Source organism: Mesorhizobium sp. CAU 1741, assembly GCF_039839275.1.
GTDB lineage: Bacteria > Pseudomonadota > Alphaproteobacteria > Rhizobiales > Rhizobiaceae > Aerobium.
In genome coordinates this window covers 217,269-239,083 of the sequence record NZ_JBDOQP010000003.1, presented here as the reverse complement: position 1 = coordinate 239,083, position 21,815 = coordinate 217,269, and the positions used below count along the sequence as shown (strand labels likewise).

The 21,815-nt window shown below is 64.1% G+C and carries 17 protein-coding genes and 1 tRNA gene; 10 read left to right on the top strand and 8 right to left on the bottom strand.

The genetic code is table 11. From position 1 onward, the window contains the following. A complete protein-coding gene (locus AAFN84_RS14820) occupies window positions 1-342 on the top strand; it encodes a cupin domain-containing protein (protein WP_347515376.1) in 342 nt (113 codons plus the stop codon). A gap of 15 nt (window positions 343-357) precedes the next feature. Here the strand turns inward: AAFN84_RS14820 and AAFN84_RS14815 are convergent, their stop codons facing one another. Beyond that, complete coding sequence (locus AAFN84_RS14815; protein ID WP_347515375.1) at window positions 358-1,602, bottom strand: cytochrome P450; 1,245 nt, start codon at window positions 1,600-1,602, stop codon at window positions 358-360. Window positions 1,603-1,699: 97 nt separating this feature from the next. Here AAFN84_RS14815 and AAFN84_RS14810 point away from each other — a divergent pair, with 97 nt between their 5' ends. From AAFN84_RS14810 to clpX, 3 genes are all read left to right on the top strand, one after another. After that, window positions 1,700-2,803 carry an FAD-dependent oxidoreductase gene (locus tag AAFN84_RS14810; protein WP_347515374.1) on the top strand — a complete coding sequence of 368 codons (1,104 nt, stop codon included), beginning with the start codon at window positions 1,700-1,702 and terminating at the stop codon, window positions 2,801-2,803. A gap of 151 nt (window positions 2,804-2,954) precedes the next feature. Next, entirely contained in the window at window positions 2,955-3,587 is a 633-nt protein-coding gene (locus AAFN84_RS14805) for an ATP-dependent Clp protease proteolytic subunit (RefSeq protein ID WP_347515373.1), read from the top strand. A 296-nt stretch (window positions 3,588-3,883) separates the two neighbouring features. After that, window positions 3,884-5,161: an ATP-dependent Clp protease ATP-binding subunit ClpX gene (clpX, locus tag AAFN84_RS14800; RefSeq protein WP_347515372.1), complete on the top strand. Its 1,278-nt coding sequence runs from the start codon at window positions 3,884-3,886 to the stop codon at window positions 5,159-5,161. A 64-nt stretch (window positions 5,162-5,225) separates the two neighbouring features. Here clpX and AAFN84_RS14795 read toward each other — a convergent pair whose 3' ends face one another. Then, entirely contained in the window at window positions 5,226-5,750 is a 525-nt protein-coding gene (locus AAFN84_RS14795; protein ID WP_347515371.1) for a GNAT family N-acetyltransferase, read from the bottom strand. 272 nt (window positions 5,751-6,022) lie between these two features. Between AAFN84_RS14795 and lon the strand changes: the two genes are divergently transcribed. Together lon and hupB are read left to right on the top strand one after the other, a co-directional pair. Beyond that, window positions 6,023-8,431, top strand: a complete 2,409-nt coding sequence (gene lon / locus AAFN84_RS14790; RefSeq protein ID WP_347515370.1) for an endopeptidase La — start codon at window positions 6,023-6,025, stop codon at window positions 8,429-8,431. Window positions 8,432-8,625: 194 nt separating this feature from the next. Further along, the gene (gene hupB / locus AAFN84_RS14785) at window positions 8,626-8,898 is read left to right on the top strand and encodes a DNA-binding protein HupB (protein WP_347515369.1); all 273 of its coding nucleotides are present in this window, start codon (window positions 8,626-8,628) and stop codon (window positions 8,896-8,898) included. 124 nt (window positions 8,899-9,022) lie between these two features. Here the strand turns inward: hupB and glmS are convergent, their stop codons facing one another. After that, the gene (gene glmS / locus AAFN84_RS14780) at window positions 9,023-10,846 is read right to left on the bottom strand and encodes a glutamine--fructose-6-phosphate transaminase (isomerizing) (protein ID WP_347515368.1); all 1,824 of its coding nucleotides are present in this window, start codon (window positions 10,844-10,846) and stop codon (window positions 9,023-9,025) included. A gap of 155 nt (window positions 10,847-11,001) precedes the next feature. Further along, complete coding sequence (glmU, locus tag AAFN84_RS14775) at window positions 11,002-12,363, bottom strand: bifunctional UDP-N-acetylglucosamine diphosphorylase/glucosamine-1-phosphate N-acetyltransferase GlmU (protein ID WP_347515367.1); 1,362 nt, start codon at window positions 12,361-12,363, stop codon at window positions 11,002-11,004. A gap of 467 nt (window positions 12,364-12,830) precedes the next feature. On the opposite strand from glmU, the gene AAFN84_RS14770 reads away from it, so the two are divergent. After that, entirely contained in the window at window positions 12,831-13,706 is an 876-nt protein-coding gene (locus AAFN84_RS14770; RefSeq protein WP_347515366.1) for a hypothetical protein, read from the top strand. 726 nt (window positions 13,707-14,432) lie between these two features. On the opposite strand, the gene AAFN84_RS14765 is transcribed toward AAFN84_RS14770, so the two are convergent. From AAFN84_RS14765 to phaC, 3 genes are all read right to left on the bottom strand, one after another. Then, a tRNA-Glu gene (locus tag AAFN84_RS14765) sits at window positions 14,433-14,507 on the bottom strand. Window positions 14,508-14,597: 90 nt separating this feature from the next. After that, window positions 14,598-15,806, bottom strand: coding sequence for a YcbK family protein (locus AAFN84_RS14760; RefSeq protein ID WP_347515365.1), 1,209 nt, complete (start codon window positions 15,804-15,806; stop codon window positions 14,598-14,600). A 190-nt stretch (window positions 15,807-15,996) separates the two neighbouring features. Continuing rightward, window positions 15,997-17,829 (bottom strand): class I poly(R)-hydroxyalkanoic acid synthase, encoded by a 1,833-nt coding sequence (gene phaC / locus AAFN84_RS14755; protein WP_347515364.1) that lies wholly within the window; start codon window positions 17,827-17,829, stop codon window positions 15,997-15,999. 120 nt (window positions 17,830-17,949) lie between these two features. Here phaC and AAFN84_RS14750 point away from each other — a divergent pair, with 120 nt between their 5' ends. The 3 genes from AAFN84_RS14750 (at window position 17,950) to AAFN84_RS14740 (ending at window position 20,987) form a co-directional block, all read left to right on the top strand. Then, window positions 17,950-18,333: a hypothetical protein gene (locus AAFN84_RS14750; RefSeq protein WP_347515363.1), complete on the top strand. Its 384-nt coding sequence runs from the start codon at window positions 17,950-17,952 to the stop codon at window positions 18,331-18,333. Window positions 18,334-18,415: 82 nt separating this feature from the next. Beyond that, window positions 18,416-19,633, top strand: a complete 1,218-nt coding sequence (locus AAFN84_RS14745) for an LL-diaminopimelate aminotransferase (RefSeq protein WP_347515362.1) — start codon at window positions 18,416-18,418, stop codon at window positions 19,631-19,633. A gap of 40 nt (window positions 19,634-19,673) precedes the next feature. Continuing rightward, the gene (locus AAFN84_RS14740) at window positions 19,674-20,987 is read left to right on the top strand and encodes a homoserine dehydrogenase (RefSeq protein WP_347515361.1); all 1,314 of its coding nucleotides are present in this window, start codon (window positions 19,674-19,676) and stop codon (window positions 20,985-20,987) included. Between the two features lie 15 nt (window positions 20,988-21,002). Here the strand turns inward: AAFN84_RS14740 and AAFN84_RS14735 are convergent, their stop codons facing one another. Next, the gene (locus AAFN84_RS14735; protein WP_347515360.1) at window positions 21,003-21,776 is read right to left on the bottom strand and encodes a LytTR family DNA-binding domain-containing protein; all 774 of its coding nucleotides are present in this window, start codon (window positions 21,774-21,776) and stop codon (window positions 21,003-21,005) included. Window positions 21,777-21,815: the final 39 nt, after the last annotated feature.

Here is a 21,815-nt window from a genome sequence, read left to right as displayed (position 1 = left end):
ATGGCGTTCGTCACGATCTCGGTTGAGGGGATCGAGCCGGAGGAGGGGGCACCGGCCCCCGACCGGCTGATCTCCGGCGATCCGCATTTCCGCACCTGGAACGTCGATGAGGCCGAAGGCGGCCTCTATGCCGGCGTCTGGGAGGCGACGCCCGGCAAATGGCGCATCGTCTATGACGAGTGGGAGTTCTGCCACATTCTGGAAGGCCTGTCAGTCCTGACCGAGGATGGCGGCGAGGCTCGGACGGTGCGCGCCGGCGACAGCTTCGTCCTGCGACCCGGCTTCAAGGGAACCTGGGAAGTCATTGAAACGACTCGCAAGGAATACGTGATCCGTTTGTGACGCGGGCTGCCGGGTTCACCACTCCACCATCAGCCTCTCCAGCCCGTGGAAATGGTAGATGTCGCGATATCGCGGCTCTTCGGCGAGCCGCAGGCCGGGCAGGCGCGCAAACAGCACTTTCAGCGCCGCCTGCAACTCGAGCCTCGCCAGCGGCGCGCCGATGCAGAAATGAATGCCCGCGCCGAACGTGACGGTCTTCTGGTCCTCGCGCCCGGGCAGGAAAGTCAGGGGAGCGTCGAAGGCTGCGGGATCGGTGTTGGCGGCGCCAAGCAGCAGTGCGACCTGCTCGCCGGGTTGCAGGACCACGCCCGGCGCGATCTCGACGGCTTCGTAGGCGTGGCGCGTGAACATGTGCAGTGGCGCGTCGAAACGCAGGCACTCCTCCACCGTCGAGGCGGTCATCTCGTCGGAGGCGAAGAACCGGCTCGGATCGCCTCCTTGCTCCAGTATGGTTCGCACGGCATTGCCGGTCTGGTGCACCGTCGCCTCGTGTCCGGCATTGAGAAGCAGGATCGCCGAGGAGACGAGTTCGTCCTCTGACAATTTCTCTCCGTCCTCGCGCGCCGCGATCAGCACGCTCAGCAGGTCATCACCGGGAGCCCTGCGGCGTTCGTCGGCGTGAAAGCTGATGAATTCCGAAAACGCCCTGGCCGACGCGTTGGCCTGCTCCTCGACCGCCCGGGTCGGCGCATGCATGTACATGCGCACCATGTCGTTCGACCATGCGACGAGCTGGGGTCCGGTCTCCGCCGGCACGCCCATCATCTCGGCGATGATCGTCGCCGGGATCGGAGTGGCGAAAGCAGGGATCAGGTCGGCACGACGATCCGCCTCGAAGCCGTCGATCAGCGCGTGCGCGAGCGCTTCCGCGCGTGGCCGCAGCTTTTCCACCTGCCGTGAGACGAAGGCGCGGTTGACCAGCGCCCGAAGCCGCGTATGCACCGGAGGTTCAAGTTCGAGCATCGAACCGGCTTCCGCGCGGTCGAAGTCCATGAGATGGCTTCGATCGCCCTTTGCACGCACGGACGCCATGTATCCGCCGGGCCGTTCGCGGCCGAACCGCCGGTCGCGCAGCGTCCTGTTGACGTCTTCGAAGCCGGCCATGCACCACATCCCGAATTGCTCCCAGAAGAATACGGGACACGTCGCGTGCAGCACTTCATAGGCCGCGTACGAATTCTGGACGAAGGCCGGCTCGTGGGGGTCGAGCGTCAGCCTGCGCGTGGCTCTGTCGAGCGTCAGGTAGGGCAGCGTTTCCATGCCTGCTCCAATAGCTCGACTTGCGTCTGGCGTTCCAGTCCGTATGTTTGCGCTTACCGGTATGCGGACCGGAACCGTTTCGAGGGGGACGGCTAATATGAAGACGATTGTTGTGGGCGCAGGGATTGCGGGTCTTTCGACCGCGTGGGCCCTCACGAGGCTGGGCTACGAGGTGACCCTGCTGGAACAGAGCACCATCCCCAATCCGCTCGCTGCGTCGGGCGACCACCACCGAATCATTCGCCGCGCCTACGGAGCCGACACCGGCTACGGCGCAGCAATCACGGAGGCTTATCGGGCCTGGGACGATCTGTGGGTCGATCTCGGCCAGAGCCATTACGATGCGCGCGGCTTCCTCTGCCTCTCGCGCCGGGAAGGCGACGACGCCGAAGGCTATCTCGAGGGGCTCGAGAATGGCGGTTGGCCCTACGAACTCCTGTCTCCCGGGGAGGCTGCCGCTCGCTGGCCGTTCCTCGAAGAGGGCACCTTCCGCTATGCATTCTTTTCGCCGGAGGGCGGCGCGCTGCACTGCCGGCGCATCGCCACCGGCATGGCTGAATGGCTGCGCGCCAACGACGCCGACGTGCGCGAGGATGCACGGGTGGCCTCCGTCGATTGCGAGGCCGGCGCGGTGGTCCTGTCGGACGGTGAGACGCTTCAGGCCGACAGCATCGTCGTCACCGCCGGCGCGTGGGTAACGAAGCTGTTTCCCGATCTGTCGTCCGACCTGAAGACCCATCGCACCGCCGTCGTCTATCTCGAGCCGCCAGCCGATCTAAAGGGCGCCTGGGAGACCGCGCCCGTCATCCTCAATGTCGGTGGCGACACCGACGGCTATATCGTGCCGCATTCCGGCGATGGCGGGCTGAAATTCGGATCGGGCCTGCACAAGACGTTCAATGTCGATGCCGATTCCGACCGCGTTGCGAGGCCGGGGGAGGGCGAGGCGATCCGCGATCTGTTTTCTCCGCCGATCGCCCGTGTCGGCGAATATGCCGTCAGCCAGGTCAGCACCTGTGCCTATACCTTCACAGATGACGAGCGGTTCTTCGGCACCCGGCGCGGCCGCTGCCTGGTCGTCTCGGCCTGTTCCGGTCATGGCTACAAGTTTGGCGCAGCGGTGGGCCGTCGTGTGGCCCAGGCGGTCCGTGACGGCGACGTCGAGGGGCTGCAACGTTGGCTGCGCGCGGAGGTCGCCTGATCTCGTCGATGCCCGCCGCCGAATCACCGATGTTTACCCTGCTCGCCCATCGCTCTTGCGCAAGCGGAAGTCGGCATCCTATCTAACGACAGATACCGAATTGCGATTCTGGCCGCCCGGCACGTGAATCCCCATCCTGAAAGGCGCTCCGATGAAAGACCCCATCGAAACTTACATGAATCTCGTGCCGATGGTCGTCGAACAGACCAATCGCGGCGAACGTGCCTACGACATCTTCTCGCGGCTCCTCAAGGAACGCATCATCTTCATCACGGGTCCGATCGAGGATGGCATGGCCTCCCTCGTCTGCGCCCAGCTTCTCTTCCTCGAGGCCGAAAACCCGAAGAAGGAAATCAGCATGTACATCAACTCGCCCGGCGGCGTGGTTACCTCCGGCCTGGCGATGTATGACACCATGCAGTTCATCAAGCCGCCCGTGTCGACCCTGTGTGTCGGCCAGGCGATGTCTGCCGGCTCGCTGCTTTTGTGCGCCGGCGCCAAGGACATGCGCTTCACGACGCCCAACGCGTCCATCATGCTCCATCAGCCGTCAGGCGGCTATCAGGGCCAGGCGACGGATATCCTCATTCACGCCCAGTGGACGGAAGCATTGAAGCGCCGCCTCAACGAGATCTACGTCAAGCACACCGGACAGGACTACGAAACCATCCATTCCGCCCTGGAGCGCGACCGCTTCATGTCGCCGGAACAGGCGCTGGAGTTCGGCCTGATCGACAAGGTGATCTCGTCGCGTGACGCTGTCGAGGGCACCGAGTCTGCGTGAGGCGCAGGAACCAACCGTCAACTGACGCAATTTTGAGGCGGACTGCGCCATTTCCGTCACATTTTGCTGTTCCCTCGGCAGATGGGAAGCCCTACGTTAAGCCTCTGTTGAGTTTCGGCGGCTTAGCTTTGCATGGGGATTCGCGAACCGCCGTTGCCGTTTTCGGTTAGTGTTCAGTACGAAACGGCTTCAATTGAGCCATTGGCATTGGCAGGGGCGCGTCCCCGCCATAGTTTTATGTCTTCGAGCCACGAACTGTGTCGTGGCCGGGACAGGGCCGAAAGGGTTTTGAGAGCATGAGCAAGGTCAGCAACGGTGGCGGTGATTCGAAGAACACGCTGTATTGCTCCTTCTGCGGCAAGAGCCAGCATGAGGTGCGCAAGCTGATCGCAGGTCCGACCGTCTTCATCTGCGATGAATGCGTCGAGCTGTGCATGGATATCATCCGCGAGGAGAACAAGTCCTCGATGGTGAAGTCCCGCGAGGGTGTTCCCACCCCGCAGGAAATCCTCGCCGTGCTCGACGACTACGTCATCGGGCAGCCCTACGCCAAGCGCGTGCTGTCGGTGGCGGTCCACAACCATTACAAGCGTCTTGCTCATTCCGGCAAGAACAACGACGTCGAGCTGGCGAAGTCGAACATCCTGCTGATCGGCCCTACCGGCTGCGGCAAGACGTTGCTCGCCCAGACGCTCGCGCGCATCATCGACGTGCCGTTCACCATGGCGGACGCCACGACGCTGACGGAAGCCGGCTATGTTGGCGAGGATGTCGAGAACATCATCCTGAAGCTGCTCCAGGCCGCCGACTACAATGTCGACCGCGCCCAGCGCGGCATCGTCTACATCGACGAGATCGACAAGATTTCGCGCAAGTCCGACAATCCGTCGATCACCCGTGACGTGTCGGGCGAGGGCGTGCAGCAGGCACTTCTGAAGATCATGGAAGGCACTGTCGCTTCCGTGCCGCCGCAGGGTGGCCGCAAGCATCCGCAGCAGGAATTCCTGCAGGTGGACACCGCCAACATCCTGTTCATCTGCGGTGGCGCGTTTGCCGGCCTCGACAAGATCATCTCCGACCGCGGCCGCAAGACCTCGATCGGCTTCGGCGCGACCGTCTCGTCTCCCGAGGATCGCCGTACCGGCGATCTGTTCCGTCAGGTCGAGCCCGAGGATCTTTTGAAGTTCGGCCTCATCCCCGAATTCGTCGGCCGTCTGCCGGTTCTTGCGACGCTCGAGGATCTCGACGAGCCCGCGCTGATCCAGATCCTGACCGAGCCAAAGAACGCGCTGGTCAAGCAGTACCAGCGCCTGTTCGAGATGGAGAATGTCGAGCTGACATTCCATGAAAGCGCGCTTCTGGCGATCGCCAAGAGGGCGATCGAGCGCAAGACCGGCGCGCGTGGCCTGCGTTCGATCATGGAATCGATCCTGCTCGACACGATGTTCGAACTGCCGGCGCTGGAAGGCGTGCAGGAAGTCGTCATCTCCGACGAGGTCGTGTCCGGCAATGCCCGGCCGCTCTACATCTATGCCGAGCGCGAGAAGGAAAAGGGCAGCGCGGCGAGCGCGTGAGCGCTTCGTTCTGCCGGCAAGGAATAGCGACGGCGCCTTTGGGCGCCGTTCGCATATCTGCCTGTCAGTGAGTCGGCACTTCCCAGACGAGGCCATGCCAGCTCGTCCCATCAGGCAATCGTTGCATGAAATCGCGCGAAGCCTCGCGCCTGAAGCCCAGTCTCGCCATGACCGCCTGCGAACGCAGGTTGTCCGCGCCGGTATACGAGACGATATCGGTAATGCGAACGACCGATCGTGCATGGTCGAGCGCTGCCCGGGCCGCTTCGGTGGCGTGACCCTTGCCCCAGGCTTCGCGCCGGAACCGCCAGCCGATCTCGAAATGCGGACCGAGGGGATGGTATTCGTCCGGGCGCGGCATCACGCCTGCGTAGCCGATGAAGAGGCCTGCCGGCGTCTCGACGGCCCATCGCGACGTGCCGTGCTCGTCCAGCGCCGCGCGGTAGCGGTCGAATTTCGCGCTGCCCTCGGGTGCCGCAAGAGGTCCGCCCTGGTCTGCCATGACCTCGCCATCGGCATGCATCAGGATGAAGGCTGAGCGGTGGCGCTCTTGCCAGGGGTGGAGGATCAGGCGATCGGTCACAATCATGGCAGCTGCCGGTTCTGAAGTGGGTTGCAATTGCCGGATAGGCGCGGCAGGTAACGGGCGGATGACGGCACCGTTTGTCATGGCCCAGAATGCGGTGCGGCCGCGCTCTTGATCTTTGTGCGTCGCAACGCCAACTAAGCAATCATCGGGCCGCTTGGATACCGTGCTAAAACCCTGAAAGAGTAATGTTCAAGGTAGGCGGATCAAACGGTGGTCGCTAATATGAGATTCGTGGCTGGCCTTGCTGCGGCCACGAAAAGAAAGGTTGGATAATGACCAATTCACCCCGGTCTTCCGGCTCAGGCGTGTTCGCAGTCCTCCCGCTGCGCGATATCGTCGTGTTCCCCCACATGATCGTGCCGCTTTTCGTCGGCCGCGAAAAGTCGATCAAGGCTCTGGAAGACGTGATGGGCGCCGACAAGCAGATCCTGCTTGCGACCCAGAAGAACGCTGCGGATGACGATCCGGCCGCCGACGCCATCTACGAGGTCGGCACGCTGGCCAACGTCCTGCAGCTCCTCAAGCTTCCCGACGGCACCGTCAAGGTGCTCGTGGAAGGCACCTCGCGTGCAAAGATCAGCACGTTCACACCGCGTGAAGACTTTCACGAGGCTCATGCCGACACGCTCGCGGAGCCCGAGGAAGAGGAAGTCGAGATCGAGGCGCTGTCGCGCTCGGTCGTCGCCGACTTCGAGAACTACGTGAAGCTCAACAAGAAGATTTCGCCCGAGGTCGTTGGGGCCGCGAGTCAGATCGAAGACTATTCCAAGCTCGCCGACACCGTCGCCTCGCACCTTGCCATCAAGATCGGCGAGAAGCAGGAGATGCTGGCCACGCTCTCCGTCAAGGAGCGGCTCGAAAAGGCCATGGGCTTCATGGAAGCCGAGATTTCGGTGCTTCAGGTCGAAAAGCGCATCCGCTCGCGCGTCAAGCGCCAGATGGAGAAGACCCAGCGCGAGTACTACCTCAACGAGCAGATGAAGGCGATCCAGAAGGAGCTCGGCGAGGGCGAGGATGGTCGCGACGAGGCATCCGAGATCGAGGAGCGCATCAAGAAGACGAAGCTGACGAAGGAGGCCCGCGAGAAGGCGGATGCCGAGCTCAAGAAGCTGCGTTCGATGTCGCCGATGTCGGCCGAGGCCACCGTCGTGCGCAACTACCTCGACTGGCTGCTTTCCATCCCGTGGCAGAAGCCGTCCAAGGTCAAGAAGGACCTCGACTTCTCCCAGAACGTGCTCGATACCGATCACTTCGGCCTCGACAAGGTCAAGGAGCGCATCGTCGAATATCTGGCCGTCCAGAGCCGTCAGAAGAAGCTCAAGGGCCCGATCCTCTGCCTCGTCGGACCTCCCGGCGTCGGCAAGACCTCGCTCGCCAAGTCGATCGCCAAGGCAACCGGCCGCGAATACATCCGCATGGCGCTTGGCGGCGTGCGTGACGAGGCCGAAATCCGTGGCCACCGCCGTACCTATATCGGTTCGATGCCCGGCAAGGTCATCCAGTCGATGAAGAAGGCGAAGAAGTCGAACCCGCTGTTCCTGCTCGACGAGATCGACAAGCTCGGCCAGGATTATCGCGGCGATCCGTCATCTGCGCTGCTCGAGGTGCTCGATCCGGAACAGAACTCGACGTTCATGGACCACTATCTCGAGGTGGAATACGATTTGTCGAGCGTGATGTTCGTCACCACGGCGAACACGCTCAACATTCCGCCGGCGTTGATGGACCGCATGGAGATCATCCGTATCGCGGGCTACACAGAGGACGAGAAGGTCGAGATCGCCAAGCGGCATCTGCTGCCCAAGGCAATCCGCGACCATGCCCTCCAGCCGAAGGAGTTCTCGGTCACCGACGAGGCGCTGCGGGCTGTGATCCAGCTTTACACGCGTGAGGCCGGCGTCCGGAACCTCGAGCGCGAGCTGATGAAGCTTGGCCGCAAGGCGGTGACGGAGATCCTGCGTACCGACAAGAAGTCGGTCAGGGTGACGGATGAGAACGTCTCCGACTATCTCGGGGTGCCGCGCTTCCGTTACGGGCAGATCGACGGCGAGGATCAGGTTGGCGTCGTGACCGGGCTTGCCTGGACCGAGGTCGGCGGCGAGTTGCTGACGATCGAAGGCGTCATGATGCCCGGCAAGGGCAAGATGACGGTCACCGGCAACCTGCGCGACGTGATGAAGGAGTCGATCTCGGCTGCGGCGTCCTACGTCCGCTCCCGCGCCATCGACTTCGGCATCGAGCCGCCGCTGTTCGACAAGCGGGACATCCACGTCCACGTGCCGGAAGGCGCGACGCCGAAGGACGGTCCGTCGGCCGGTACCGCCATGGCCACGGCGATCGTCTCCGTGCTGACCGGCATTCCGGTGCGCAAGGACATCGCCATGACCGGCGAGATCACGCTGCGCGGCCGCGTCCTGCCGATCGGCGGCCTGAAGGAGAAGCTGCTCGCGGCACTGCGCGGCGGCATCAAGAAGGTGCTGATACCGGAAGAGAACGCCAAGGATCTGGTCGACATTCCGGAGAACGTGAAGAGCGAACTGGAAATCGTTCCTGTGTCGCGCGTCGGCGAAGTCTTGCAGCATGCGCTGGTGCGCATGCCCGAGGCCATCGAGTGGGTGGAGCCGGTGGAGCCGGCTGCCGCCAAGGCAGAGGAAGCCGGTTCGGCGACCCTCGCGCACTAACTGGCCGATCAGTAAGCCGTATCAGGGAAGGCCGGGTGGAAACACCCGGCCTTTTTTGCCGCAAACCCGCAGAAAACCGGGAAAAACCGAGCTTCGAAGTGGTTTCTCGCTTGGTTGCCGCCGGTTGATTTTCTAGACTGCGCTTCCTGCCGGTTGAGTCGATTGACCGGTCATTCACAGGGAAGGAATTCTTAATGAACAAGAATGAACTCGTTTCCGCCGTGGCGGAGTCCGCCAAACTCTCCAAGGGTGACGCCCAGTCCGCAGTCGATGCGGTGTTCTCGGCGATCACCGACGAACTGAAGAAGGGCGGCGACGTGCGCCTCGTCGGCTTCGGAAACTTCTCGGTTTCCAAGCGCGAGGCTTCCACCGGCCGCAATCCGCAGACTGGTGCGGAAGTGCAGATTCCGGCCCGCAACGTGCCGAAATTCTCGGCCGGCAAGGGCCTCAAGGACGCGGTCAATTAGGCAGCTTTTCCCCCCGAAAATGCCTATTTCGTCGAAAAGCCGGGTCCTGGACCCGGCTTTTTTCTTGTTTCCAGCGCTGTAGAAGCGTCGAGCGATGCGGCAGGCGAGCCGCGTCGGTCTGGTCCTATTCGACGGTGACGGACTTCGCCAGGTTGCGCGGCTGGTCGACATCCGTGCCCATGAACACGGCCGTATAGTAGGCCAGCATCTGCATCGGCAATGCATGGACGATCGGCGAGATGATCTCCGGCACGTCGGGAACGACGATCGTGTCGAGTGTGTCGACGCTCGATTGCGCCGCGCCTCTGGCATCGGTGATCAGGATGATCTTGCCGCCGCGTGCGGCGACTTCCTGCATGTTGGACACCGTCTTCTCGAAGATGCGGTCATGCGGGGCGATGACGATCACCGGCATCTGCTCGTCTATCAGGGCGATCGGCCCGTGCTTGAGCTCGCCGGCGGCATAGCCTTCGGCATGGATGTAGGAGATTTCCTTGAGCTTGAGCGCCCCTTCCAGCGCGAGCGGGTAGTTGGTGTCGCGTCCGAGATAGAGCACATGCTTCACCTGCGACAGTTCGCGGGCCAGCTTCTCGATCTGCGGCGCCAGCTTGAGCGCCTGGTTGATGTATTTCGGTGCCTCGGACAGTTCGCGCACCAGCACCCGCTCGCGCGCCGCGTCGATATGGCCGCGCTCGGCCGCCGCGCGCACCGCCAGCGAGGCGAGCACCGCAAGCTGGCAGGTGAAGGCCTTGGTCGAGGCGACGCCGATCTCCGGGCCCGCAAGCGTCGGGAAGATGCCGTCCGATTCACGCGCGATGGTCGACTCGCGCACGTTGACGATGGCGCCGATCGGCGCGCCTGCCTGGCGGCAATAGCGCAGCGATGCCAGCGTGTCGGCCGTTTCGCCGGACTGCGAGATGAACAGCGCCGCGCTGTCCCTGGTCAGCGGCATCTCGCGGTAGCGGAACTCCGAGGCGACGTCGATGTCGACCGGAAGCCGTGCATAGCGCTCGAACCAGTATTTGCCCACCAGGCCGGCCAGATAGGCGGTGCCGCAGGCCGCGACCGCCAGCCGGTCGATCTTGGCGAAGTCGAAAGGGGTGTCGCCGCGCCGCGCCACGCCATTGGCGAAGTCGAGGTAATGCGCCAGCGTCTGCGAGACCACCTCCGGCTGCTCATGGATCTCCTTCTCCATGAAGTGGCGGTAGTTGCCCTTGTCGACGAGATAGCTGGTGCCCACCGACTGCTGTCGCCGGCGCTCCACTCTGTTGCCGTCTATATCGAAGATTTCGAGGCTGCCGCGCCGCACTACCGCCCAGTCGCCGTCCTCCAGATAGGTGATGGCGTTGGTGAAAGGTGACAGCGCGATCGCATCGGAGCCGAGATACATCTCGCCTTCGCCGTGCCCTACCGCCAGCGGTGGTCCGTTGCGCGCCCCGATGATCATGTCCTCGTCGCCGCGGTACATGATGGCGAGCGCAAACGCGCCCTCGAGTTGCCGCAGGGCGGCATGCGCGGCCTCCACCGGGCCGAGGCCCTTGGCGAGCTCCCGCGATACCAGATGCGCCACGACCTCCGTATCGGTCTGCGAGGCGAATTCGTAACCGTCGGCGATCAGGCCGGTGCGCAGTTCGGCGAAATTCTCGATGATGCCGTTATGGACGATCGCCACGTCCTTGGAGAAATGCGGGTGCGCGTTGGTCTCGTTGGGCACGCCATGCGTGGCCCAGCGTGTATGGCCGATGCCGATCGTGCCATCCAGCGGCTCGTCCTGCAGGCGGCGTTCGAGGTTGATGAGTTTGCCTTCGGCGCGCCTGCGCCCGAGCTTGCCCGCCGCGATGGTGGCGACGCCGGCCGAGTCGTACCCGCGATATTCGAGCCGCTTCAGCGCATCGACGATCAGCGGCGCGACGGGTGCCTGCCCGACGATCCCGACAATTCCGCACATCCCAAGCCACCTTTCCCGTTTCCGCCCAAGAAGGCAGGCGGATTGTTAGTGATGGGCCGTCCGCCGCGAAAGTCACTTATGGTTTCAGTTGATGTCCGCGGGCGGCAGCCTCTTGGCTCTTGCCTATCATCGAGCCCTGATGATTCCGTTACCGGCTATTTGCGGGCCTTTGCGGCCTTCTCCGCCGCCAGCTTGTCGCGCAGCGTCTTGCCGAGCCCTTCCTTGTTTTCCTGCCTGGCGCGGCCGAAGGCGAGCGCGTCGGCCGGCACGTCGCGCGTGATGACGCTGCCGGAGGCGACATAGCCGCCATCGTGGATGGTCACCGGGGCGACGAGCGACGAATTGGAGCCGATGAAGGCGCCGGCGCCGATCTCTGTGTGGTGCTTGAGGAAGCCGTCATAGTTGCAGGTGATCGTTCCCGCGCCGATATTGGCCTTCGCCCCGATATGCGCGTCGCCGATATAGGAGAGATGGTTCACCTTGGCGCCGCTATCGACCACCGCGTTCTTGACCTCGCAGAAATTGCCGACCTTGGCGCTCTCGCCGATCTGGCTGCCGGGACGCAGCCGTGCATAGGGACCGATCTCCGCATTTTCCGCGACGCTCGCGCCCTCCAGATGCGAGAAGGCACGGATGCGGGCCCCCGAGGCGACACGCACGCCCGGGCCGAAGACAACGTTGGGCTCGATCGTCACGTCCTGCGCGATCTGCGTGTCGTGGCAGAGCTGGACCGTATCCGGCGCGGTCATGCTCACGCCTGCGAGCATCAGCGCGCGCCGCCGCCGCCGCTGCCAGATCGCCTCGGCCTCCGCCAGTTCCACGCGTGTGTTGATGCCCAGAACGCTTTCATAAGGTGCCGTCGTGGCGACCACATTCAGCCCCTGCGACGTGGCGATTTCGACGATGTCAGTAAGGTAGAACTCGCCCTTCGCATTGGCGTTGCCGACGGCATCCAGCAGCGCCAGCGTGCGGTCCCCGGCGATCGCCATGATCCCGCCATTGCAGAAATCGATCCGGCGTTCTACCGCGCTCGCCTCGCGCTCCTCGCGGATCGCCACCAGCGCGCCGTCCTTCTCGATCAGCCTGCCATAGCCGGTCGGGTCGGGGGCGCGAAAACCCATCACCGCAACGGCGGCGCCGCCGGCGATACCGGCACGCAGCGCATCGAGCGCCTCGGTTTCCACCAGCGGCGTATCGCCGAACATCACCAGGATGTCGTCGTATCCACGTGCGATCTTTTCGCGTGCCGCCAGCACGGCATGCGCCGTGCCGAGGCGCTGCTCCTGGATGAACACCTCCGCCTCGGGCGCGAAGGGAAGCACCGCGTGGCGCACCGCTTCGCCGCCATGCCCGACGACGAGCGCCACGTCGACGTCGCCGCCATTGCGGGCCGCGTTTACCGCATGCGCCACCAGCGGGAGGCCGGCCAGGGGGTGCAGCACTTTGGGCAGCGCACTCTTCATGCGCGTGCCTTCACCGGCGGCGAGGATGATCGAAAGGCAACGTCTCTGGCTCATGGGAATCCGACGGTTCGGCGGCTGGAACTCGCCGTGTGTAGCACTGCGCGCCATCGCGTCCAATCCCGGCAGTCATCGCCGGAAACGCGAAAGGTCGGGGCTTGCCCGACCTTCCTGCTGCCTCGACATTGCGCCAGTACATCCGTGGTCGCGTGTCGAAAGCGAAGTGCTGAATTTGTACGACTCAGCCTACGAGCGGAAGGTTAACGAAAGGTTAACGGCCAGTGCCGGTCGCGACATCGCGCCGAATGGCGGCGACGTTGCCCGACGATCACCGTCAATGGCCAAACCCGACGCGAAATGAGGCAACCATGTGAAGGAACCTCGGCATCAATGAGGAGTTGTCTTGCGCAACACAGGAGGATCACATGCACGGAATCATTTATCTCGTGGGGTTGGTGGTCGTAATTTTGGCCATCCTGTCTTTCTTCGGGCTGCGTTGAGACCTAGAAAACAGGAGAGTTTCGATGGCTTTGGTTGAAGAGACGGTCGTTCAAACGACACCAATGGACGACACCCGGTCCTACGTGGACTGGCCGGCAATTTTCGCCGGTGCCGCAGTCGCTGCGGCAATATCTCTGGTCTTGCTTACATTCGGTTCCGCGCTCGGCTTGTCGCTGACGTCGGCCCATGAAGGCGAGTCCCTGTCACTATACTGGATCGCGATCATCGGTGGCCTGTGGCTCCTGTGGGTGCAGGTATCCGCGTCGATTGCCGGCGGATATCTCGCTGGTCGCATGCGCCGCCGGCACGGAGACGCGACCGAGCACGAATCCGACATCAGGGACGGGTCGCATGGCCTGGTTGTCTGGGCCGTCGCCACGCTGGTGGCAGCGTTCCTGACATACTCCTCGGCGCTTGGCGCCGCATCAGCCATCGGACAAACCGTAGGGTCGGCGACATCGGCGGTTGCCGAAGCGACCGACATTCTCGATGCCAACGAAATCCTGATCGACCGCACCTTGCGTTCCGCCGGACAGGGCGAAGCTCTTGATGACGGCACACGGGCCGAGGTCGGACGGATTCTCGTGAGTTCGGTCACCTCCGACGAGGGCATGACGGAAGCGGACCGCCAGTACCTGACCGCTTTGGTCGCGGATCGGGCAGGCATTTCGCCCGAAGAGGCTGAAACGCGGATCGACGAGATCGTCGCTCAGGCGGGAGAACTCGAGCAGCAGGCGCGTGAGGCTGCCGACCAGGCGCGCAAGAGTGCGATGATTGCCGCATTCCTTGCCGCCGCCGCCTTGGTTGTCAGCGCCGGCGCCGCGTATTTCGGCGCCACGCTCGGCGGCAACCACCGCGACAAGCAGACCGTGATCGAAGGCTGGTATCGCCCTTGGTAAGCTAAGGCTTCACCCAGCTCAAAGAAGCCGCCTCGGCAAGACGCCGGGGCGGCTTTTTCGTTTGTGAGGGAGCGGGGATGTCCGCGATCGCTACACGCGCGATCTACGCCAACCAGCGTTGCGGGCGTCCGCCTCACTACAGAACCACCTTTCCCCACGCAGCGGGGAAACGCGCGTGTCGAGGTAGTAGCGTTGACTGGGCAGGTGATAGATGCGCTCGCCACCGGCAGACACGTTGCCCTTGATGGCGCAGCCTGACCCCGGAAGCATCGCCCTCAGACCGTCGGGCAACGCGCTTCCTGAAGTGGCCCCGAGGCCCACGGCGCCAGCGAACGCGAGTCCTCCCAGCAATATGGGCAAGGACGGCTTGCCCAATCGTGGCAACGCGAACGACCATCGCTGACGGCGCGGCCGGATCATGTCGTCCAATACCGCTTTCAGATAAGCGGGGTCGTCGTGCTTGCCTTGACGGCGGGGATGAATGTGCCGGGCCATCATGGCACGATGCCTGGCACGGGCTGACATTCGGTGAAGCTATCGACTCAAATTCGATCGATAAAGGACCCCTCGAGCATCGCTCCGATATGCGGGTTGCGAGGTGCTGTCGGCCATCGGCTTGGTTGGCGCACGACTACGATCGTCGCCCGCATTCACCCAACTCCGCCGTGTCTTGTTCGACGTAAATTATACGGTTCTGGGGAAGGGGACCTAAGTCCTTGAAGTTTCTGGTACGCCCAAGGGGAATCGAACCCCTGTTTGCGCCGTGAAAGGGCGCCGTCCTAACCGCTAGACGATGGGCGCTGACCAGAACGTGGTGGCTTATACTGAGCATCGCGCCGTCGGGCAACCCGTGAATTGCGATGCAGGGGAAAATTTTGCGAGTGTCGGCGCCTATTTGCGGCGACGGCAGCGCCAGTTCCAGTCGCGCTCGGGGCCGACGTCGATATGGACCGAATTTGTGTGGCAATAGGTGCCCACGCCGCCGCGTCCCGGCATCGAGCGGACATATTCCGCCAACTGCCACTTGGTGACGCCTTCGATCTGCACGTCGGCGGCCGCGCAGTACATGTGCAGCGATTTGCGGGCGCCGCGCGCGCGGCGGTTGCGGTCGGGGCTGCGATAGCCGGAGGTCACCACCGCCTTGCGGCCGTAATGTTGCTCGACGGCGCGCAGCACGCGCACCAGCGACGGCTTGAGGCAGGCGACGTCGACATTCTCGGTCTGGCGCAGCAGGCCGTTGGGCGCAAGCCGCGCCAGTCCCGCGGCCGAGGCCACCTGGTAGGGCTCGCCGCCTTCGTAAAGGTCGATGTCGCTGTTGTCGTCGAGGCCGGAGCGGCGGGTGATCTCGAACAGCGCGTCCGGGCGCACGCCGGGCAGCGCGTTCTCGCCACCGGCGGCGGCGGACGCCACCAGCGGCCGTGCCGGCTGACTGGTCGAGGCAAGCTGCACGATCGGCTTGGCCGGCTCTGCCGTGGTCTTCGTCTGCGTCGCGATCAGCGCCTGGATCGGCTGGGCCGGCGCGGCCTCGGCGGGCCGCGCGCCGAAGAAGGCGGAAAGGAAACCACGCTTCTTGGCTGGCGCGGCGGCCACCTGCGGCGCTGGATTTTCAAGGAACTGCGTCGGCTGCGGCTGCCCGGCGGTTTGCTGTGTGTCTTCCGCGGCCGGCTCTGGAGACGCGTGTGTGGTGCTTGCCGTTTCCATCGGCGCCGGCGTCGTGGTCTCCGCGGCTGCAACAACGGTGGTCGCGGGTGCGGCCTGCGTTTGCATGGGTTGGGCCGGCTGCGCCGCGGTCAGGGCCGCCTGCGCTGCTTCGGCCTCCGAACCTGGGCGGACCGAAGGTGCAGACGCCACCGTCTCGGGCAAGGACGGGTCGTCTTCGTCCATCACGAATTCGCCGATCGCGCCGGGCTGCGCGCTTGCCGTCTCAGGGCTCGGCGTCGCGAAATCGCTGGTTTCTTCGGGAAGCATAGTCGGGGCGAGGGCGGCAAGGCCGAATGTCGTGGGGTCGGTCGTCGTGCACGAGGCGAGGGTCACTGATGCGAGCATCACGAATGCGGCACGCCATGTTTCGCGTGCGAGGCGCGTTCCCTCACGTTTCAATGCCGAACCCCTTCCAAGAACCGCACCAGATGTCATCAGGCCATGCCGGATATCGGTTCTGAGACCGGCTCGGCCTGCGCTTTCCCCTTACGCCCGGTAAGAGACCTATCGAATCACAATCGTTAACGCAACCGTCCGACTAAAATCGAATTGCGGCAAGACCGTGGTAGTGCCTTGAAATCGCCTGCATTTAGACCCGCACCCTGACGTATTCGCCGGGTGCCTCGGCCAGCGGCTTGAGTGATTTTCCCCCCGGTTTGCGCGGCTCGACGCGCCGGTCGTCCTGCTTTTCGGTCCATGCCTGCCAATGCGGCCACCATGAACCGGGGTTCTCTTTCGCCGCCGAGATCCATTCCTCGAAGTCGCCTTCGGGCTTGCCGCCGGTCCAGTGCTGGTACTTGCCCGCGGCCGGCGGGTTGACCACGCCTGCAATGTGCCCCGAGCCCGCCATCACGTACTCCACCTCGCCGCCGAAGAAGCGGCAGCCGTGGAACACCGAGCGCGCCGGAGCAATATGGTCCTCGCGCGCTGCGAGGTTGTAGACCGGTATCGTCACGTCGGAGAGCGATACGGTGCGTCCCGCCAGTTGCAGTCCGCCGCGCGTCAGCCTGTTGTCGAGGTAGCAGTTGCGCAGATAGTACGAGTGGTTGGCCGCGCTCATCCGCGTGGAATCGGAATTCCAGTAGAGCAGGTCGAACGGCATCGGCTCGCGCCCGCGCATGTAATTGTTGACCATGTAGGGCCAGATCAGGTCGCCGGCGCGCAGCATGTTGAATGCCGTCGCCATCTTGGTCCCGTCGAGATAGCCCTTGCCCTCCATCGATTTTTCCAGAGACGCGATCTGGTCCTCGTCGACGAAGACCTTGAGGTCGCCCGCATGGGTGAAATCGACCTGTGTGGTGAAGAACGTTACCGACCTGATGCGCTCTTCGCCCTCCTGCGCGAACAGCGCCAGGGCGGCGGCAAGCAGTGTGCCCCCGACGCAATAGCCGATGGCGTTGACCTCGCGCTCGCCGGTCGCTTCCTCGATGGTATCGAGCGCGAACTGCAGGCCCTCGCGGATATAGGCTTCCCAGTCCTTGCGTCCGTGCCGTTCGTCCGGGTTCACCCAGGAGATCACGAATACGGTGTGACCCTGCTCGACCGCCCAGCGGATGAAGGATTTCTCCGCATTCAGGTCGAGGATGTAGAACTTGTTGATCCAGGGCGGGCAGATCAGCAGCGGCCGCTTGAGCACGCTCTGCGTCGCCGGTTCGTACTGGATGATCTCCGCCACGTCGCTGCGCGCCACGACCTTGCCCGGCGTGGTGGCGATGTTCTTGCCGACTTCGAATCGTGTCCTGTCGGACTGGCGCAGCTTCAGGTCGCCGTGCCCGGCCTCGATGTCTTCCGCCAGCATCTTCATGCCGCGCACCAGGTTCTCGCCGTTCGACGCCATCGTCTCGCGGAAGATCTCGGGATTGGTCAGCAGGAAATTGGAAGGCGAGATCGCCTGGGTAATCTGCTTGACGTAGAATTGCGCCTTGTGCCGCGTGTGCTCGTCCAGCCCCTCGGCATGGTCGACGAGGTCGTTGGCCCAGCGCGACGTCACGAGATAGGCCTGCTTCAGGAAATCGAAGAAGGCGTTCTCACCCCACTCCGGGTCCTGGAAGCGCTTGTCGCCCTTGTCGGGTTTCTCCACGTCTTCGACGCTCTGGTCGCCCAGCCGCTGCACGGCGTTCGACCATACGTTCATGTAGCCGGAAAACAGCCGCGTCTGCGCCTCGACGGCGCGCGCCGGGTCCGACAGCCAGTATTCGGTCAGCTTCGAGAAGGTCTTGACCATGTCGGTCATCGGCTCGGCCATCGTGTCGCGCAGTTCGCCACGCTCTCGCGGTCCGGTCCACGCGGCAGCGGCCTTGCCGGCTTCCTCGATGGCGCGCGCGATGTTCACGGCGAAGCGCTCCGGGTCCTTGACCAGATACTGCTCGACCTTTGACTGGCCCTCTTTGCGTTCCTTGTCGGAATCCTCGCGTGTCGCCATGCCTGGCACTGTCCTCCTGCATGCGGGGCCTTTTCTTGACACAATACCATGGGACCTAGATACCGGTCCAATCGGTATCAAGCCCGCATGACGATCAGTGGGCTGCAATGGGATGCAAACATGGCACGGCTGCGACCGCTCGCTTTTTCGGCCCTTTGCGGCGTGGTAGTGGCTTTTGCCTTGCCGCTTGCCGCCTGCACCACGGCAAGCCTCCAGGACGCCATGCCCGCGACGGCGGAAGCCCGGTCTTCACCGGCCGAAGGCGTTGCGCCGCCATCCTCTGCCTATACCGGGCCGGACGGCTATCCCGACCTCAACGTGCCGATGCAGGCCGCCGCCCCGCAGATCACCGACGAGGACTTCGCGGCGACCAGCGCCGCCTTGCGCGCCCGCCGCGACGGGCTGGCCGCGCGTGCCTCTGGCCCGGGCATGAGCGCGGCTGATCTGCGCCGCATCGCGGGCAGCCATGGCGAGCGGACGCTCGACGCCATCGAAGGGCAGTAACCCTCGACCGGTCAGGCAATTGGGTGTATAGCCCGCCACCGAAAAGACCCCGCATTCGCGGGGATCGCCCAAGGGGAAAGTGATGGAAGAGTTCCACAAGGTTCGCAGGCTACCGCCCTACGTGTTCGAGCAGGTCAATCGGCTCAAGGCGGCGGCGCGAGCGGGTGGGGCCGACATCATCGATCTCGGCATGGGCAATCCCGATCTTCCGACGCCCAAGGCGATCGTCGACAAGCTGGTCGACGTCGTCCGCGACCCGCGCACCCATCGTTATTCATCCTCGCGCGGCATTCCCGGCCTGCGCCGGGCGCAAGCCAATTATTACGGACGCCGCTTCGGCGTGAAGCTCGATCCCGAGCGCCAGGTCGTCGCCACGCTCGGCTCCAAGGAAGGCTTCGCCAACATGGCGCAGGCGATCACCGCGCCTGGCGACGTCATCTTGTGCCCGAACCCGACCTATCCGATCCATGCCTTCGGCTTCATCATGTCCGGCGGCGTCATCCGCTCCATGCAGGTCGAGCCTGACGCAGGGTTCATCCCGGCGCTCGAGCGCGCCGTGAAGCATTCGATCCCGAAGCCGCTGGCGCTGATCATGAACTACCCGTCGAACCCGACGGCCTATGTCGCGACGCTCGACTTCTACAAGGACGTCGTCGCCTACGCGAAGAAGAACGACATCATCATTCTCTCGGATCTCGCTTATGCCGAGATCTATTTCGATGGCGCGCCGCCGCCATCGATCCTGCAGGTGCCGGGCGCGATGGACATCGCGGTCGAGTTCACGTCGATGTCGAAGACCTTCTCCATGCCCGGCTGGCGCATGGGCTTCGCCGTCGGCAACGAGCGCCTCATTGCAGCGCTGACGCGGGTAAAATCCTATCTCGACTACGGCGCCTTCACCCCGATCCAGGTGGCGGCGACGGCGGCGCTCAACGGCGACGGCGCGGAAGTCGATGAGGTGAGGTCCATCTATCATCGCCGCCGCGACGTCATGGTTGACGCGTTCGCGCGGGCCGGCTGGGAAATTCCCGCGCCTGCGGCGACGATGTTCGCCTGGGCGCCGATACCTCCCGCCTTCCGCCACCTCGGCTCGCTCGAATTCTCGAAACTTCTGGTCGAGCATGCCGACGTTGCCGTCGCGCCGGGCATCGGCTTTGGCGAGCACGGCGACGATTATGTCCGCATCGCGCTGGTCGAGAACGAGCACCGCATCCGCCAGGCTGCGCGCAGCATAAAGCGTTTTCTCGGCTCCGCCGGGCAGACGCCCGACAACGTCGTCGCGCTGAATGCGCGCCGTTGACTTCATTTGAACTGAGACTTTGGAACGGGGTGCCTGGGGCATGAGCGAAGCATTGCGTGTGGGAATAGCCGGTCTCGGCACGGTGGGCGCCAGCGTGGCGCGGGTCCTGGCCGAAAAGGCAGCCGAGCTCACCCGCCAGTGCGGCCGCCCCGTGACCGTCACCGCAGTCTCCGCGCGCGACCGCACCCGCGACCGTGGTGTCGAAATGTCGGGCATGTCGTGGTTCGACGATCCGGTCGAGCTCGCGACGAGCAATGGCATCGACGTCTTCGTCGAGCTCATCGGCGGCGACGAGGGGCCGGCGCACGACAGCGTCAAGGCCGCGCTCCAGGCCGGCCGCCATGTCGTCACTGCCAACAAGGCGCTGCTGGCGCGTCACGGTCTCGCGCTTGCCGCCATCGCCGAGGAAAAGGGCGTGCTCCTGAACTACGAGGCGGCTGTCGCCGGCGGCATCCCGGTCATCAAGACGATGCGCGAAGCCATGGCCGGCAACACCGTCTCGCGCGTCTTCGGCATCCTCAACGGCACCTGCAACTACATCCTGACGCGGATGGAGGACGAAGGAATCTCGTTCGAGGATTGCCTCGCCGACGCGCAGCGCCTCGGTTACGCAGAAGCCGACCCCACCTTCGACATCGAGGGCAACGACACGGCGCACAAGCTGTCGATCCTCACCAGCCTCGCCTTCGGCACGCAGATCGCGGCCGACGACATCTATCTCGAGGGCATCTCCAACATCACCCAGGCCGACATTCGCGCCGCTTCCGAGCTCGGCTATCGCATCAAGCTGCTCGGCGTCGCCCAGCGCACCGAAAGCGGCATCGAACAGCGCGTCCACCCAACCATGGTGCCCACCGCCTCCGTCATCGCCCAGGTCCACGGCGTCACCAATGCGGTGGCCATCGAGACCGACATCCTCGGCGAGCTTCTTCTGTCGGGGCCGGGAGCGGGGGGCAACGCTACCGCCTCGGCCGTGATCGGGGACATCGCCGACATCGCCAAGAGCCGACCCGGTTTCCAGCACGGTCCGGTCTTCGGCCGCCCGGTGAAGGAGCTCTCGCCCTATACCCGCGCCCAGATGCGCAGCCACGAAGGCGGCTATTTCATCCGCCTCACGGTTCACGACCGCATCGGCGTCTTTGCGGCGATCGCGCGGCGCATGGCCGAGAACGAGATATCGCTGGAATCCATCGTCCAGCACGCCAACGGCGCCAATGGCAGCGAGCAGAAGACGGTCATTCTCGTCACCCACGAGACCACCGAAGCCGCCGTCCGCGAAGCCGTCGACGGCATCACCCAGGACGGCCATCTTATCGACAAGCCGCAGGTCATTCGCATCGAGCGCGCAGGCTAGACTAGCACCAGCGCTTCAGGTCAGGCCGGCGTCGCGGATATCCTTCATCCGTGCCCGGCTGACCGGCAGTTTTTCCCCATTGCGCATTTCCAGTGTCATCCGCTCGCCGCTCCGCTCGACCCTTGCGACCGCATGGCGCGCGACCCAGTGCGAGCGGTGTATCTGCAGACCGTCGATGCCCTGCGTTTCTGCGATGGCGTCGGAAAGGCGCAGCAGCAACAGGTGCGAACCTTTGTCGGTGACCACTTCGACGTAGTGGTCCTGCATTGAAAGGTGGGACAGCGTGCCGCGCAGATGCGCCGGCAGCCTGTCCATCAGCGCGGCTCTTGCACGCTCTGGATTGCCCGCTGGCGTCACGTCGCCGGCCAGTCGCTTGGAAAACAGCGCGATCGTTCCGGACGCGACCGCAGCGACCACCGACACGTTGACCACCAGTATCCAGTACCCGATGACGCTCGCCTCGAACACCCAGCGGTTGATCAGCCACACGACGCCGGCCACCGGCGGACCGCTCAGCGCCCCGAGCAGCGCGAATGCGAGCGGGTGCGGGCGCTCGCGAAACAGCAGGCCCTCAAGCACCACCACCGTGCCGAAGCCGGTGAAATAGGTCGCAACCACCACGAGGCTCCAAAAGCCGAGCCTGCCGGGCAATGCAAGCGCCTCGTAGGTGCCGAACGGTCCCGCGAGGCCCAGCACGATCGACGCGCTGGCCAGCGCCCACCACATCAGCGGCGACGATGCGTTCCGGCGCAATTCGCGCATCGTGAATTGCAGAAGCCTGTCCTTCACGAATGCTACCCGTCTGCTCGCGAAATCCCGTTTGAACAA